This window comes from Brevibacillus laterosporus (assembly GCA_007833815.1).
Classification (GTDB): domain Bacteria; phylum Bacillota; class Bacilli; order Brevibacillales; family Brevibacillaceae; genus Brevibacillus_B; species Brevibacillus_B laterosporus_D.
The window spans coordinates 2,075,182-2,092,467 of record CP033464.1 but is presented as its reverse complement, the minus strand read 5'-3'; the positions used below and the strand labels follow the sequence as shown (position 1 = coordinate 2,092,467).

At 37.7% G+C, this 17,286-nt stretch carries 11 protein-coding genes and 1 tRNA gene; 5 read left to right on the top strand and 7 right to left on the bottom strand.

Annotation, left to right across the window (positions count from 1 at the left end; all coding sequences use genetic code 11):
• Positions 1 to 91 precede the first annotated feature (91 nt).
• The 4 genes from EEL30_11290 to EEL30_11275 all read right to left on the bottom strand — a co-directional run bounded on the left by EEL30_11290 (position 92) and on the right by EEL30_11275 (position 4,516).
• The gene (locus tag EEL30_11290) at positions 92 to 1,225 is read right to left on the bottom strand and encodes a hypothetical protein (protein QDX92835.1); all 1,134 of its coding nucleotides are present in this window, start codon (positions 1,223 to 1,225) and stop codon (positions 92 to 94) included.
• 358 nt (positions 1,226 to 1,583) lie between these two features.
• Positions 1,584 to 2,615 (bottom strand): acyltransferase, encoded by a 1,032-nt coding sequence (locus tag EEL30_11285; GenBank protein QDX92834.1) that lies wholly within the window; start codon positions 2,613 to 2,615, stop codon positions 1,584 to 1,586.
• Between the two features lie 166 nt (positions 2,616 to 2,781).
• Positions 2,782 to 4,011: a cation:proton antiporter gene (locus EEL30_11280; GenBank protein ID QDX92833.1), complete on the bottom strand. Its 1,230-nt coding sequence runs from the start codon at positions 4,009 to 4,011 to the stop codon at positions 2,782 to 2,784.
• 7 nt (positions 4,012 to 4,018) lie between these two features.
• The gene (locus tag EEL30_11275; GenBank protein ID QDX92832.1) at positions 4,019 to 4,516 is read right to left on the bottom strand and encodes a potassium:proton antiporter; all 498 of its coding nucleotides are present in this window, start codon (positions 4,514 to 4,516) and stop codon (positions 4,019 to 4,021) included.
• A 370-nt stretch (positions 4,517 to 4,886) separates the two neighbouring features.
• Here EEL30_11275 and EEL30_11270 point away from each other — a divergent pair, with 370 nt between their 5' ends.
• On the top strand, positions 4,887 to 6,851 hold the full coding sequence (locus EEL30_11270; GenBank protein ID QDX95745.1) for a methyl-accepting chemotaxis protein: 1,965 nt from the start codon (positions 4,887 to 4,889) through the stop codon (positions 6,849 to 6,851).
• A 210-nt stretch (positions 6,852 to 7,061) separates the two neighbouring features.
• Positions 7,062 to 7,400, top strand: coding sequence for a TM2 domain-containing protein (locus tag EEL30_11265; protein ID QDX92831.1), 339 nt, complete (start codon positions 7,062 to 7,064; stop codon positions 7,398 to 7,400).
• Positions 7,401 to 7,577: 177 nt separating this feature from the next.
• Here the strand turns inward: EEL30_11265 and EEL30_11260 are convergent, their stop codons facing one another.
• Complete coding sequence (locus tag EEL30_11260; protein ID QDX92830.1) at positions 7,578 to 8,927, bottom strand: chemotaxis protein; 1,350 nt, start codon at positions 8,925 to 8,927, stop codon at positions 7,578 to 7,580.
• Positions 8,928 to 9,208: 281 nt separating this feature from the next.
• On the opposite strand from EEL30_11260, the gene EEL30_11255 reads away from it, so the two are divergent.
• The 3 genes from EEL30_11255 to EEL30_11245 all read left to right on the top strand — a co-directional run bounded on the left by EEL30_11255 (position 9,209) and on the right by EEL30_11245 (position 13,970).
• Positions 9,209 to 9,284, top strand: a tRNA-Ala gene (locus EEL30_11255).
• A 477-nt stretch (positions 9,285 to 9,761) separates the two neighbouring features.
• Positions 9,762 to 12,533 (top strand): DUF2726 domain-containing protein, encoded by a 2,772-nt coding sequence (locus tag EEL30_11250; GenBank protein ID QDX92829.1) that lies wholly within the window; start codon positions 9,762 to 9,764, stop codon positions 12,531 to 12,533.
• Between the two features lie 720 nt (positions 12,534 to 13,253).
• Positions 13,254 to 13,970, top strand: a complete 717-nt coding sequence (locus EEL30_11245) for a copper amine oxidase N-terminal domain-containing protein (protein QDX92828.1) — start codon at positions 13,254 to 13,256, stop codon at positions 13,968 to 13,970.
• A 180-nt stretch (positions 13,971 to 14,150) separates the two neighbouring features.
• On the opposite strand, the gene EEL30_11240 is transcribed toward EEL30_11245, so the two are convergent.
• Both EEL30_11240 and EEL30_11235 read right to left on the bottom strand, forming a co-directional pair.
• The gene (locus tag EEL30_11240; GenBank protein QDX92827.1) at positions 14,151 to 14,702 is read right to left on the bottom strand and encodes an N-acetyltransferase; all 552 of its coding nucleotides are present in this window, start codon (positions 14,700 to 14,702) and stop codon (positions 14,151 to 14,153) included.
• 316 nt (positions 14,703 to 15,018) lie between these two features.
• Positions 15,019 to 17,040 carry a hypothetical protein gene (locus EEL30_11235; GenBank protein ID QDX95744.1) on the bottom strand — a complete coding sequence of 674 codons (2,022 nt, stop codon included), beginning with the start codon at positions 17,038 to 17,040 and terminating at the stop codon, positions 15,019 to 15,021.
• Positions 17,041 to 17,286: the final 246 nt, after the last annotated feature.

The window sequence follows — 17,286 nt, the reverse complement described above, 5'->3', positions numbered from 1 at the left end:
GCTTCCACAAGGGAAAAACGTTATTGCCCATGGGGGACAGGCTTCTGGTTTTTGGTTTTATTTTATATAGCTTATCTCCAAGCCCTCCCGACTATCGCTTTAACTCTGGCAACAGCTTATACAAATGGAACAATATTTCCGTTCTTGCCTTCACCAGTTCAGAATAAGCATACAGCGACTTCATTTTAGCAAATTTCTGCTGACTCTCTGACGTCGTTTCATTTTGACTAAAATCATATAGCGTAAACATGGTAAACGTCTCGGCCCAGTCTTCTACCACATTGGTTATTGCATATTCGGATACAAACTCTTGGTTATATTTATCGTAAAAAGCTAGTTTTTCCTCTTCATCCGTCTCTACTTTCTTCTGCTCCCACTCTTCCTCATACATTGGCCAGAATTGTTTATGAAACTTATTTAGATACGAATCCTTACTTGTGCATCCTTCATCCAAGAATAGACTTTCGCACTCCTTTTTAAACTCTTGCTGACTCTCTTCATTAATGGGAATCTGATCTTCTCCTAGTGAGATCAGATGGGCAGTTTCATGAATCAATGTTTTGATTAAATCTGGGTCGTCTGTACTAGCATCTAGCACATCCACCTCTAGCTTCCAGTGTTCATCAGTATTCTCTGATTGTACAACATTAGCCAGTATATTTTGTTTACCATCTGTCATGATAGTAAATTCTTTAAGTTGTTTGCGTTGTTCTTTAGGAATTAACGCTCTATAGAAATTCCACACCTCTTGATGTAGCACGGTATCTTTCTGCATTTTTTCAATCTCTTCTCGTTTTATACCTGTTTCTGTATAGAATGTACCCCATTTCTTAGAATCCAGCTTTTGCATTTGTGGCTCCACTAGTTCATCTTTATCGTTAATCTTGTAGCTCATCAGTACATTTGCTTCAATCTCATTTTGCTTCTTTGCTTCGTCGGACAAGCTCTTCTCTTTCGCTTCCGATTGTGCGCTGTCCCCCTCCACATACTCTTCCATTGAAGAAAACTCAGGGATTATTGCATTAATTTCCTGAACCAACCTATTACCTACCTCTACGCAATCTTGCTCATTAGCACATATATTTTGCAAGTCAGTTTTGCTTAAAGATTCTAGCTGTTTTGGCTCTGAGTATGCCTGTTGTACATTTTGTTCGACAGCCTGACAGCCCATTAATAATAGAAGCAAGAACGCGGACAGACAAGCTGCCACATCTTTTTTATTCATGAAAACCTCCATGTATTTGACTATGTTTTTGTCTAAGATGACGACCCTATATTGTAATAGGCAGGAAGTGTTGAGATGAAATTCTGCCAGTACAAGAGAGAAACAAAAATCACTTATCTATTATAAACGTTACTAGTGAAACAAAAAAATGTCAAAGAAAGTATGGAATCATGAGCAACTACCACCAGAATGCATCGGTAACCAGCCGGTCAGCAAATCGCTCATCAGAATCACCTATTATCCTGACGAAGATGTTTACTGTCTACGTAAACGGGGTCTTGTCTTTCAAGGAAAAAAAGCAAAATATTTGCATATAAAAACGGTTGATGCAGTATTATCACATGCATCAACCGTTTTATTACAAAGGGCCCTCTATTTTCCTATTCATCCGCCGCTTACTTGCTTCCATTAGATTCATCATTTTAGACAATAGCATGGAAATTCCAAAAGTAATGCTATAAATAATGACTAAATAAATCAGTGTGTACCACGTACTCTGAAAGATCCAAGCAATGTCACCTAGATAACCAATCAATGTCTTATTTACTAAGATAGTGACAGCCGAGTGTGTAAGGTATATAAAGAAGGTCAATCCTTTGTGGAAAGTCACTGGAATATATTCGGCCCAATCGACCAGAAATAGTAAGCTTGTCAAAAGCGTAACAAGCGTTGCTAATACAAATCGCATATGAACCGCTACATAGGTTGTTTCAGATAAAACAAACAGTATTGCGCTAAACAAGGAAATCGCAGCAAAGCTTACAACAATAAGTTGGTTATTTTTCAAAAACAGAATGATTTTCTCTCGGTACCAATAAATGAGATGCCCCAGGTAAAATGTAAAAATCCATGTAGGCAGAAAATGGCGCGTCGTCAAACCAAGCCATGGATAATGTAAGTAATTAATATACACATATTGGACAGCCATAAACACCCATATCAGCACAAGTAGATTCTTCTTGTTAATAACATTTCGGAACAAGTAAGCAAATACATAATATTGGCACAACATGAAAATAAAGTAGAGCTGCCCACCTGTCTTACCAAGCATAATATTGAGAAAATCAATCCTTTGAGAAGGGAGTTCTTTCGTCAATAAATAGTGGTACAGAACACCAAATAGAAGGAATGGGATAACGATATAAGTAATTTTTCCTGAGAAAAAGCTCCACCCTCTACCTGTTATTCGTTCAAGTGATCTTGCAGTAAAAAAACCAGTGATAATTGCCAACAAGACAGTTCCATAGCGGCTAATTTGATTTAAAGCTACGATCCAAAAAGGATCGTTATAGTTGAGAACTAATGCGGTGTAATGTCCAGCAAACACTAAAAACGACGAGAGCAGTTGTAGGATAAACAACGATTTTACTATTCTCGAATCCATGTACATATATTCGTCTCCAATTTCTTTTCGTCTTAGTCTTTATTATTCTAACAAATAAACGTGGAAATGCTGTGGAAAATGAAAGAAAAAAGAACTTAGTCCAATATTTACTGAACTAAGCCCCACTATTTTTACTTCTATATGTCATAAGCCAAAGCTTACATTCTCTTCATTATGTCTGATCTGTCTTCTTCTCTGCCTTCTTTTCTGCTTTTGTATTCCAGCCAAAGATTTTGTTCATGAACTGGTAGACGTGTTTAGATTCCTTGGTGAGCAAAGGTCCTAGTATAGCAAGAATCAACACGTATAAGGCAGAAAATGGCTTTAAAATAGGCATAAGCCCACCTGCAATACCAAGATTCGCTACGATAATGGTAAACTCACCGCGAGCCATGATTGTTAATCCAATGTTACTGGATGCTTTATGAGACAGTCCAGAACGTCTGCCTGCAATCATACCAGCAACGTAGTTACTCACTACGGTTAAGATAACAACACCTAACGCAAGCCAAACTGCACCGCCTAGCGTTAATGGATCGATACTGAGCCCAAAACTAAAGAAAAACATGGCTCCAAAGAAATCACGGAATGGAATAACAAGCTTTTCAATTCGTTTGTTTTGTTCCGTTTCTGACAAGGCTAATCCGAATAATAAGGCACCAATTGCTTCTGCCACGTGGATCGTTTCAGAAAAACCAGCAACGAAAAACAAAGCTGCAAATACCACAATAATAAAGATTTCATCAGACGCGATATTTAGTAGTTTATTTAATACAGGAGTTCCTTTACGTGCAATTACAAAAAACAGTAACATATATCCGATTGCGATCAGCACAGATAGAATGCTTCCTCCAATCGATGTTGATCCACCTAATAACAGTCCTGACATTATAGAAAGGAATACTGCAAGGAAAATATCGTCAAAGAGAATAATTCCTAGGATAAGTTCCGTCTCTGAATTTCCTGTTCGCCTCAAATCAACCAAGACTTTGGCTACAATGGCACTAGAAGACACTGACACAAACCCAGCAATAATAAGGGTTTCTAACAACGGGAATCCCGTAAGAAAACCGTAGATAAGCCCCAATACAAAGTTAATAGCTACATATACGGTCCCGCTAAAGGCGATAGACCTTCCCGATTTAATGAGTTTACCGACCGAGAATTCCAGTCCCAGATAGAACAGTAAGAACAAAACACCGATCCTACCCATAAAATCAATAATCTCTTGGGATTCAATAAATTTGAAATCAAAAATTCCAATCGTAGGGGCATGTGGGCCTACCATCATACCCAGAACAATTAAAAAAGGAATAATCGAGAATTTCAACCTTCCAGCAAGTAATGCTGCAATCGCAACCAACAAAAGTGCCGTCCCAACCTCAAATACCAAATGATCCATCTATATATTACTCCCCCCCGTTAGATAATAGTTCACGAATCGCCGCCTTTAAATGTGCTCTTTCCCCACTCAACACTAACGTATCTCCCGCTTCAATGACCTCTTCTGGTCCTGGATTTGGAATTTTTTTCAAATTTTTCTTTAAAATCGCAATCACAGTCACACTGTATTTATTGCGAATATCCACCTCTAAGATCGTCCGATTAACAGCCACAGCATTTGGTGATACCTTGAACCACTCAATCACTAAATCATGAAAAGCCATTTCAACTGTCTCAAGTGCTTTTGGCTTATAGACGACTCCCCCTAGAATTTCAGCCACTTTTCTAGCTTCGACATCGTTAAAAATAACACTAGATATGCTCTCATCGTGATCATCTTCATCAAATTGATAGATCTCTCTTCGACCATCATCGTGAATAACGATAACCACCTTTTCATTATTTCTTGTAATCATTTCGAATTTCCGCCCAATCCCTGGTAGTTCAATTTCGCGAATATCCATTGCTGTAACATCCTCCTCACTATATATAACCCAAATTGCATATGTAATCAGTTTACCCGATTTATTTACGGACATCACTACTTTTAGCAAATATACTGATCACTTTTTTTGTTTACGTATCTAGCACGAAAAAGTTTCATAATTCCTATCGGTTTACTTAATTTATAATACATAAAACTTAATGTAATAGGCGTATAATTTTATCTTTCCCTTTTTTGCACATCCGTAACAAATTGTACATAAATTTTTATATGTTAAAGTACGACAATGTAAAGACATGCTTGTTTTAACAAGTGGTAAAAATGGAGGGATTATTTTGAAATTGAAAGAAATCTTTCAGTTTAAATCGATTAAAGGGCAACTACTATTCATGATTTGTGCCTTGCTTACTATCACTTGTTTAGGACTTACAAGCCTTGCTTTTTTTGAAGCACAAAAGCAAATGATTACAAGCGCAGAGGAAATGCTTTCTCCTCTTGCCCAACAAGCAGCTGGGCATTATCAAGCCCAAATGGCAGATGAAATAACATTTGTAGAAAGTTTGGCAGCTCGAGAAGCAGTAAAAAAATATCAAACGGAATCAGAGTTCGTGGAAAAAAATCTTAGTTCCCTGATCAAGGAGCATGGTGCTATAAACTGGGGCATTGCAGATACTACAGGTAAAGCTGTGATTGGTAGTAATGTAGGCGAAGATATCAGTAAGACAGCCTACTTTCAAAAAGCATTGACTGGAACTCCAAATACATCAGATGTATTCATATCCAGTAAGACCAAAGAACCTATTATTGTGTATGCTGCACCTATCCGCACGGAAAATCAGAATATTGGTGTGGTATATATAGTCCAATCTGCCAATGAATTGGTAAAGTTCCTGTCAAACATTAGCTTTAGCCAAACAGGACAAGCATATGTTTTAGATAAAACGGGAACGATTGTCGTCACTGAGGATATCGACAGAATAAAAAAACAAGAAAACTTGATAGTGATGTCACAAACCGACACCGGCTTAAAACAGCTAGCTGACATTTTTTCGAAGTTGATTTCTGGAAATAGTGGTTCTGGTTCCTATCAGTATCAAGGAATAAAAAAATATATTGGATATGCCCCGCTTTCCCTAACAGGTGGTGGTATTGTTATCTATATTAATGCTGATGATCTACTTGGCGGCGTTGATAGCATGCGTAATTATTTAATGATAATCTCTGGTTTCTTCTTGTTAGCATCTATTGGTATTGCTTATTGGTATTCTCATTCGCTAAGCCGTGTTTTGCACACTTTTAAACGTATTTTTGGAATCATGGCAGGTGGAGAACTAGCAACACCAATCGACGACAAATTACTCCAACGCAGGGATGAATTCGGTGAGTTATCCCATATATTACAAAATATGAAAGGCTCATTTAGTAATTTAATCGGCATCGTGCAAACGCAATCTACAGAAATCGATCATGCTTCTCAAAGTCTAAGTAACATTTCTCAGGAGATGAGTAGCGCTACAGAAAGTGTATCTATCTCCATTCAAGATGTAGCATCAGGAGTTACATCTCAAACAGAAGAATTGATTCAGATCAGTGATACACTCACCTCATATGGTACACAATTAGATGACATGGTATGTGCGATTGAAGAGGTAAATGCTAATGGTAAAAACATCCATACATTGGCAAACGAAAGTAACCAAAATTTGAATAAGCTCATCACATCTGTAGATGAAGTAAATCAGGTATTCCAAGATTTCATCGGGAATATTGTCACAGCCAACGATAATTTAAAAAATGTTCATCATATCACTACTGTCATTAATCAGATTGCTGAACAAACGAATCTGTTGGCCTTAAACGCAGCCATTGAAGCAGCACGAGCAGGAGAATCAGGCAGGGGCTTCGCTGTCGTCGCTGATGAGGTACGTAAATTAGCAGAGCAATCCCGACAATCTTCTCAAATGATCGCAGACATGATTACCTCTGTGTCCACAGATTCAGATCAAATGTTAATGAATGCACAATCAATGAAAGAAGCTATCACTGGGCAAAAATCAGAAATGGATATAGCTACTGACTCTTTCCGTAACATCATGCGAGAAATTGAATGCGTTAATCCAAAAGTAGAGCAACTTAGCTTCTCTGCACAGAACATGCAAAAACAAAAAGAAGATATCTTAACCAAAGTGGAATCCAGCTCTAGCATTTCACAAGAAGTAGCTGCTTCCTCAGAAGAAATCGCCGCAACATCTGAGCAAGCCTCCGCTTCGGCTCAGGAGGTACACGGGACCGCAAGCTCGTTAGCTAACATGACGAAGCAGATGCAAGAAGAATTGAAGCGATTTAAAGTGTAGGCTCAAGTAAAGCACTACTTCTCATGTTTTAGTGGGATTCATTTTGAGATTTAGAATATTTTTAGACGTAAGCAACAAACAAGCAAATTTGGTAAGACTCCAACATACAATAAATGCATATGCCCAAAGGACTTGACTGCCACCAGCTGTCAATTCTTTTTCATGTTACAAAAGCTTTGGGTATGTGCTCATTTTGTTGGGAGGAATGTCATGGATAATTTGACCGCAAGACAAAATTTAACTACTGATCAACAACTCATGGTAAATGCAGAATTTGACAAACGAAAAAGATCAAAAGGAATAGCCTATCTTCTGTGGATTTTTTTAGGTACCATAGGAGGTCACCGTTTTTATAGCGGGGACACCGGGATTGCCATTGGTATGATTGCCGTCTGGTTCATCAGTTGGTTCCTCTTGTTTGTTCCCATTGCCATTTGGATCATTATCGACGTATTCTTAATTGGGAAACGCATCGATAAGCTTAATGAACAGTTGGAGATAACTATTATTCAAAAGGTAAAAATGATCAACATGATAACAACTACATAAATAAAAGGTTGTGTAGATAAAATGTGAATTGATAGGTATACGATGCTAGATGAAGGTAGATAAGTTACTAAAATATGAAGTAATAGGTGAAAAACTCTCTGGACGTTATTCGTGTCTAGAGAGTTTTTTATATGATAATAAGAATTTACTATATTGAGCAAAACTTCGCTTTTATTGCTACATCATTTTTTCAATAAATTGCACAACTTCATGGGAAGCACGTTCCAGTTCCTGTTGGTAAGTCTTAGCCCTATTTTTATCCCCTTTTTGAAGAGCGACAGCAATCTCTTTTGCTAAACGATGAACATTCTGATGTGCTTTCTCAAAACCAGGCTTCAATGCTTCTGATACACGATCTTGTTCAATCTTATACCAATGCCCTAATCGACATGCCGTGTGATCTTTGACATCATGGGGATTTAATACCTCAAAACCATAAATGGCATTATACACCTTCCATACCCACCAGAGATGATCTTGAATCATGATCCGTTTTAGCAACTCTGGGCGATCATACCATTCATGTTGCTGGCCATACTCTTCAATGTTATGTAATCTATTCTTGTTTATCTTTTTCGAAAGCGCATTCACTTCTGTTCCCATAATACGTAAGGATTCACTAGATTCTGAAACCTGTTCCACGATAGTATGTATATACTCATCAATTTCCCGAGTAGCGGCAGCTTGTTCCTCTGTAATCGCTGCAATATTGCTGGTCTGTGTCTTTATACTGCGAATTTCATCAATCATATGCCGCAAAGAAACTTCCGCTTCCGTAGCCTGATACGCTCCTACTGCGACCTGCTGTTGCGTTACCTGCACCTGCTCACGCATCGTCAGAGATGTTTTCATTACTCCTTCCATATGAGTAGAAATATCCGCAAGAGCACGTTTGGTATCTTCTGCGAGCTTTCTCACTTCCTGCGCAACGACAGCAAATCCTCTGCCATGCTCGCCTGACCTTGCCGCCTCTATGGAAGCATTCAACGCCAGTAAATGTGTCTGATCTGAGATACTCCGAATGGTGTCCACAATTCTATGCGTTGAGGTAATACCTTGTTGTAAGCTATCAAAGGTCTGATTCATAGAAGAAACTGAATTTTCTACTTCGCGGAAAACAGACAGGGATTCACTTATACTCTTTCCACTCTTGTACGCCTTACCTGTTGTCTCCTCTGTAAACTGCGCCATTTTGCTCGTACTCTCTGCCACGTCCACTACCGAACAAGCTAATTCTTCCGAAGATTTACTCACATGTATGGCCCACTTAGTCGTCTCTTGTAGTTCGTCCAAGAGCTTGCCGCTTTGGCTTAGTTTCATGTTTTGTTCGTAGAGATCAATACTAGTGAGCAGATGGTGATGTGCGTAATTTTGCAGAAGCGATTGAGTGTTGGAATCAGAATCTATGTATGTAAATGCTTTAGCTGGTGAATCGATTGAAGGACTAGGACCTACTGTCTGCTTTTTATCTACTATTAATGCTTTAGGTGCCGGTGATTTGTTTTTTTTATGCCAGATTGTAAACAAGATGACTCCTCCTTAGACTTAGGGATGATCGTTATGCGATTGTAACACGTTTATTTTACCATAGAATGGAAAGTTGGAATTTTAAGGACAGCGGTAACCATCAGGTTCTCATTGAGATGGGTTTCCGTTCCTTTCCAGTTATCATCATTGTTATCGGAATATTTTGGTCTTATATTTATAATATGTCCATGAGATCATGATAAATGGCAAAATTTTAAGTTTTCATAGTTGCATATATGGGAACCGCTATGCTATACTTTTTCCATAACTTCACAAAATATGGGGCATTAGCTCAGCTGGGAGAGCGCTTCGCTGGCAGCGAAGAGGTCATCGGTTCGATCCCGTTATGCTCCACCATAAAAAATACCACATAACATCGGGGTTTCCCGGTGTTTTTTGTTTTTAATTTTGGATTATATTTAGTACGTGTTTCTGACTGAGCGGATATTTAATATAGAAGCGTAACAGAGGCTGCAGTATGGTAATTGTCAATCCTGCAAAGAGATGTGATAAAATACGTTCAAATAGTCCATCATTCTTCTATAGATGATACTTCGGAAGAAGAAAAGATAAAACTACCAGTCTACCTTGTAAATTTTTTAGAATGAATATACAAAAGGCTTTAGATTTCAACATATTAAACAGCTAACATTAACAGTTATAAGTACTTGGATCTCGCATGGTTAGCTTTATAAAGGACGCCGATTTCTGATCAAAACGTCCGTTTTGTTCTTATTTTCACTCACCACCAAGTTATCCGTAAAGTTACAAGGTTTACCAGCTGATGTATAATTGTTGGCTTCAAACTCAATATATACAAAGGAACTGAAATCAATGGATGAACGCAGTATTTTAATCCTAACTGATAAAGGGGATCAGACAACTGACATTGCTGATTATAACTTTATTGAAAATCAGGTACATATTCAATTTAAAAATAATACTAAGATCTATAAGTATTCTTTAAAAAAAGTAACCATTAAACAAAATCCAAAAGTTCTAGATATAAGTAATCAGAATGTGTGTTATCAAAATATGCCCCTTCGCAAAGTCCAAGAAATTCTAGATTTTGAGGGCACTTTCAAAGTTTTCTTCCAGAATGGAAAAACCAATATTTACGATTCTTCTTCAATCCGCATAGAGAGCAAAGAAAGTAGCCAGGGAAGGGTACTGAATGTATTGAATTATTGGGCTGATATTGCACATTATACAAAGATAGAAGATAAGGCTGAAGCTTTCCTGAAAAAAGAGTTTGACAAGATCCATCCTATACACCCTGATAGCGTACTCAAAGCTTACATAAATCAGGCACCTTTAACTCAAGTAGCTTCGAGCACTATTCCTGTTATATTTCCTTTTCGATTTAATCTGAGTCAAAAGCAGGCACTTGAACAGGCTCTCACTAGTCAGATCTCGATTATCGAAGGTCCTCCTGGTACAGGGAAAACACAAACCATTCTAAATATCATTGCAAACTTGGCAATTATGAGGAATAAATCAGTAGCAGTAGTATCAAGCAATAATGCGGCAGTACAAAATGTAAAGGATAAGCTACAAAAGAGTGGTTATGATTTCATTGCTGCTTCCTTAGGCAATATGAAGAACAGGAGATCATTTTTTCAGAAATTGCCTGAATATAATGTAGCTGAATGGAAAAGCGAGATTCAAGAAGAGAAAATTATAGAATCAATCTCGAATATAACCAAGAGACTTAATCATTTGTTGGAGTTGGCTAATAATAAGGCAAAAATCGATCAAGAGCTAGCTGCCTATCATCTGGAACAAAGACATTTTCAGGTTCATTACAATAAACATAATATAGAAGAAATGGAGAGGTTATTTTTATGTCGACAAACACCCGAAAGGATTATTTCCTTTTTGGCAGATGAGTATTTTGTCGGTGAACGGGCTGATCATTTTTTACATAAAGCCAAATTACTATTCAAGTATGGATTCATTGACTTTAAAAAGTTGAAGGATAACCGTTTAGAATTAATCTCTGGTTTGCAAATGAAGTACTACGATTCGAAAATAGCTGAACTAGAGCGGAAGAAGGATGAGATTCAATTAGAATTGGATCAGGAATCGTTTGAGGAACTGTTGGATCAGCACGAAGCGTATTCCTCGGCCTTGTTTAAACACAAGCTTCATTACAAATATCACGATAAGGAGCCCTTTGCTGGACACGAAAAAAATTATAAAGAGATGTTCGACGTATTTATCGATCATTTTCCAGTACTGTTAAGCACAACTCATTCTTTACGCTCTTGTGTTCGTGACAACTATTTATTTGATTATGTGATCGTTGACGAATCTTCCCAGGTCGATTTGCTTACAGGAGTACTGGCTTTATCTTGCTGTAAGCAGGCTATAATTGTAGGCGATACCAAGCAATTACCACAGATAGTTGATAATAACATTAAAAGTAAACTGAATACTGATAATATAGATGATGTGTATAACTATTTTAAACATAGTATACTTTCTTCCTTGCTGTCTGTTTATGGTGATAGCATTCCCAAAGTGATTTTAAAGGAACATTATCGGTGCCATCCGAAGATTATTGGGTTTTGTAACAACCAGTATTATGACGACAAATTAATTCCCTTTACCTTGGAAAAAGATAACGATATCCCCTTACGGCTGCATTATACTGCTCCAGGCAACCATATGAGAAAAGTAACCTTAAAAGGTAAAGAAGGTAGCTATAATCATAGGGAAATTGATGCCTTTAATGAGGAGATATTAAAAGAACTGCAGTTGGGTGAGATATCAAATGAAGAAATTGGGTTTACGACACCTTATCGCTTACAAGTAGAAGAAGCAGGTAGGATGTCGGAGAAGAATATTGAAATCGATACGGTTCATAAGTACCAAGGCCGTGAGAAACCAGTAATGATTCTATCAACCGTTCTAGATCAGACTAAGAATGGTAAAATCGGAAGGAAATTTGTTGAAAATTCATGTTTAGTCAATGTAGCGGTCTCTAGAGCACAGAAGCAGTTTATCCTCGTAACGGATTATGCTTTATTCCGAAATTCGCGTAAAGATATCGGCAATTTGATCCGTTACATAGAGTACAACACGCTCCACGAGCATATTACAAATAGCGAACTTGTCTCTGTATTTGACTTGCTTTATACCGAGTATTCAACCAAATTAAATTACTTGCAAAATCGATTGATTTCTAAGTTTAGGTATAAATCCGAAAATATTATGTGGCGTGTTTTGACCGACTTGTTAAAAAAAGAACAGTATAAAAGCGTCACATTTGGTACTCAAATTTTCCTGAAGGACTTATTAAATGATACGAAGCGTCTCAATGAAGCGGAAAAAAGATTTGTGAAGAATAATGCATCGGTAGATTTTGTTATCTATGATGTGCTCAACAAGCAACCACTTTTAATAATTGAGGTGGATGGTTTTTTTCATAGAAATAAAGAAGATCAGATTGGACGAGATAAGAAAAAAGATACGATTCTAAAAAAATATGAATTACCCTTACTAAGGCTACCAACTACAGGTTCAGATGAAGAAAAGAAAATTAGCCTACAATTGGATCAAATTTTGTATAACAATATAGATAATCCTTCCTCACTTTCATAAAAAAATAATTTTGGTTACACTTTTTCCTGTGTGAGACCTACTAAATCCTCTAACGTAGAAACACAAAACTCAAAAGGAGGCTGTCCCAATAGACATAAAAATGGCCGAGGGATAGCCCTTTTTCTATATACATCTTTCAAGCAACTCCCTACTCTAAGACTCATTAATAGGGTTATAATCCCTTACAGAGCTCTAGGAGATCCACTTTTTAGATATTCGCTCTCTGCTTCGAGTTTTATGACCCGTTCTTCGAGAGGAAAAGGGTTCTTCTTGAGATTCCAAGTTTTTTAGCGATCGGGTAAAACTCGTTCTCTCTCCTATAATACATTCATACTGCTTGAATCTTTATGTTCTTTGTAAAAGTCGTTCTTATTATCCCTCTCCCCAAAAAATCTCCTCCCAGTATACAGTAAAGACCTCCTTTCTTATTTCCATTCAATAAGTGACTACGAAGAGAAATTCATGATTTTTTGAGATCAAATTTGGTACCGCAAAAAATAATTTGCAGGTTTAGTGGCATAAATTCCCTGAAAAAAATATTCATTTTGACATCATCCTGACTTTTTTCTTTTGTAAACTAGCAGAGATTAGCGAAGGAGTTAATGAAATTCTAGATTTGAGAGAATTTCAGCATATTTCTGTTTTCGTAACAGTTAGCCTTGTCGCTTCGTTTATAAAACAAAGATTTCATCACTAGAAGGACCACATGGAGGGATTAAGATGTTTAAGAAAAAGGCAATATTAGTATTATCGTCTGCTCTATTGATTGGAGCACTACCTGCGACAACTGATGCAGCAGTTGTAAAGAAAAATTTGCAAGCTACATACAATAATGTGAAGGTAAAGCATAACGGTAATGAAGTTCCAACCACTATCGAACCATTTATTGTGGATGGCACAACTTACATTCCGATTCGTATGATGGCTGATGTGTTCAAAAAAGATATTGATTGGGATCAAGCAACCTACACAATAGCTGTAACAGACCGTAATGAACCAACCTTCAACACATACAAATCTCAATTAGATGCCAAAGACGCTGAAATTGCTGATCTAGAAAGAGAATTGCGGGATGCAAAAGATAAGTTGGATAAGAAAAAAAGCAAAAACGACGATTTAGCTGATCTTGAGAAAAAAATCCAGAAAAAATATGAGGATTGGGAAGATATTGACTGGGATATTACCTTAGATGGCGATGAAGATGATGTCGAGATCACAATCGAGTTCGATTATTACGATGACAAAAAGTTGTTCGACAAATTAGATGAGGATGACTTAAAGGATTTTGTAACAAAGATCTGCAAGATGGTGTGGAATGACAGTGACTTTGAAGATGCAGACATTACAGGTACCATTACTGATACCGACGAAGATGAAGATTTGTATGATTTCAAAGGAAAAGCATCTTCTGGTAAAATTACGCTTACCGAGAACTAATAAAGCTAGAGCATTCTCTATGGTTGTAGAGTAGAAAATTGGCGACTTTCCGGTCGCCTTCTTCATTTTCCAAATAAAAATTCCCCTTTAAGTAGACAGTAAAGTGTTTCTTATTACTGTCTACTTAAAGGGGATAATATCAATTGTTCAGGGCTTACTCTTTATACAACTGAAAACTCTTTATTGCTTATCAAGATACTCTTTTTTAAGTAACGAAAGTATGTGTAAATCGACATACTTCCCTTCCGATTTTTGGTATTCTCTTAGCAACCCTTCGTTAACAAAGGATAGCTTGCTTAGAACCATCATTGAATTAACATTCTCGGGCTCAACTTTTGCCTCAATTCGATTTAGTTCATGTACATCAAATCCATAACGAACGAGTGCTTCTAAGCCTTCTTTAGCAAAGCCCTTCCTCCAAAATGGTCTCCCCAAATCAAATCCAACCTCAGCGCGATTATTCTCACGATCTATATAATTGAACCCGCAAGTTCCAATTACTTCGTTTGTCTCCTGCAATACAATGGAATAACGATATGCTTTGTCTTCCTTACCTAAATCAAGTAGGAGTTGTATCATTTCCTTAGCTTGATCAACGCTACTAAAGGATGAGACATTCATATACTTCGTTACTTCATCATCTGACCAATAGCTGTATAGAACTTCTGCATCTTCAATGGTCATTTCTCTTAATAATAATCTCTCTGTTACAATACTTGTTTCTGTTTTCATGGTCTTACCTCCAATGTTTTATACGGTTAGTAAGAAAAGACCATCTCCCACCTGGCATAACTCAATCCCTTCGTAATGAAAAATGTAAAGATAAAGAAATTATTACGTATTTCTGTCTCTATAACAAGCTATTTTTCCAAATAATATTAATTTTCTTTCCCGACTTTTCCGGAACAAAAACACTATCTAATAAAACTCCACAAAGAGTCCGCTTTCTCTCTGTGGAGTAGTGTATTCTATGAAATAGTAGCTCCTTAACGTACAGTCTTTCTAGCGATAAAACATCGCAAAAACGGGTGAAAGCGAATTTTCTTGTTTAGTGTTCGTTCGAAATCATTCGTTGTGAAAATAAACTTAACAGTGCAGCCGCCTCCTGACGAAGCATTGGCTGTTTTGAGTTATAATCGACCTCACCTCGACTATTCGGTTTAACTTCTGGGCCGTACATGCCTTTTGAGACCACATATTTGACACCATCAATAGCCCAGGGGTCTGTTTCGCCAATCAAAACCACTTTCGAGGAGGCAGGCCCCTGTTTCTTATCTACTAATCGCCATACGAGCATTGCCGCCTCTTCTCGGGTAATTGCTTTATTCGGCTCTATTCGATGATTATTGGATTTTTGCACAATGCCGAGATCGGCAGCACTTTGAATTTGTCCAGCGTATTTGTTACCAGTTAGATCAGTAAATGTGGTCGATTTTTTAGAAGGTGGAACTCCTGTAACTCGTAGCAATTGAGTAATAAATTCTCCACGGGTAATTGGCTCTTCGGGACGAAACTTATTGTCGGGAGATTCATTTAGATACCCAAGCTGTTTTATATCGTAAATATATTTGGCATACTTCTGATCTTTATCGACATCGCTATATCGTTTTGGCTCCGGTCTTTTTTGTGCCCAACTATCCATCTGATTGTAGTACAAATAGGCGATTGAACCATCCAGATTTTCTTTAAAAGCGGCCTTCATTCCTCGCTCATCTTCGAACAAAAGCGGTTCCATTTGCCGAAGCTTATGTTTGCCTAAAGGGTCTTCAATCATTAGTTGTCCGTCGTCCGATACGGTCGTTCGAAACACCCAAAAAGGAGCTCGTAAGTCTTGATAAACACCCGCAAATCGGTTCAACTGCTTTTTGGTGGTCTTCAAATATGCTTTAGCTTCCACTGGTTTTGGATAGTAATGATCCATGAACGCTTTGAACAGCTCTTCACGAAAATTTGCTCCATCTCCATTAAAAACGACAAATCCTCCTACCTTCTTTTCTGGTAAAAGCCACATCCAAGAATGGAATCCAGGCAAATCCCCACCCTTTCCAATCACAAATTGGTTATTGTAATTGTTTTGGTAAAATGTTTCGAAACCATATGCTCCATTTTGGATTTTTGGGTGGAGATCATGGCGAATCTGATGCATAGTTTTCGCGGTCTTTTCTTGCAAAATCCGTTTTCCTTCAAACTTTCCATCATTAAGATGAGCAATCAGGAACTTGGCCATGTCACTTGCAGTCGATAACATGCTCCCATCTGGCGCATCCGTCGGAATCGATCCATATTCAGGAATAGGCTTCCTCAAGCTGTCATACGGAGTAGCGAGATTAGCTTGTATATCTGGTCTCATTACGAAACTACTTCTACTCATACCCAAGGGTTTAAAAATATGGTTTTCCACATACTGATGAAACGGTACACCGGAAATGCCCTGCACAATGTAACCCTGCAAGTTGAAAGCATAGTTATCGTACCGATACACTTCTCCGGGATTGCGCACAATGCTAGGTGCGGTCTCTTTAACAAATTCGTCCAGCGGATAATATTTTTCTGGGGATCTGTCATCAGAAAAAGAGGAATCTGGATAGTCAAACCCAGTCATATGTGTCATTAAATGTTCCATGGTGAGCTTTTTTCCCGTCTTATTACTGATGTTGAAATCCCTCAAGTACGCTTGAACGTCCTTATTTAGATCTATTTTGTTTTGTTCCACGAGTTGCATGACTGCTGTGGACGTGAATACTTTGGAAACAGAAGCCATACGAAATACCGTAGAGTCTGGATCTACAGGTCGTTTCTTCTCCACATCAGCATAGCCGTAGCCTTTCTTGAACAATACTTGATCATCTTTTACCACAACAAATGCAGCCCCTGCAAGCTTGTCTTTTATTTGTGGACGATTGAAAAATTGATCAGCAAACTTCTCCACTTCTTTTGAATTCGTTGGTCCAAGTGATTTCATTTTCGTCTCTGCTGCATAAGTCATAGGTGTTGCAATAGGAGAAAAAATCAGTATGGCCAAACAAAGTACTTTAAACATTTTTATTGGAAGTAATACATGGAGTTTTATCATACATGATCTCCTTTAGGTTACGTCTTATTGTAAAGAGAACTGAGCTATTTTAGGCAATGAATAGCTCAGTTCATATTATGCTGATCGGAGTCGTAAAAATGCGTTTTTTCTTAAATCGATGGGCTTGGTAAGATTGCTCCGTATTTGCAATTCGTATCATTTGGGTTGTTTCTGTCATCATTTTGATGTATCAGGACTCTCTTTACGATAGGCTTCTATAGCTGAGGGAAAGCACATTGGTTT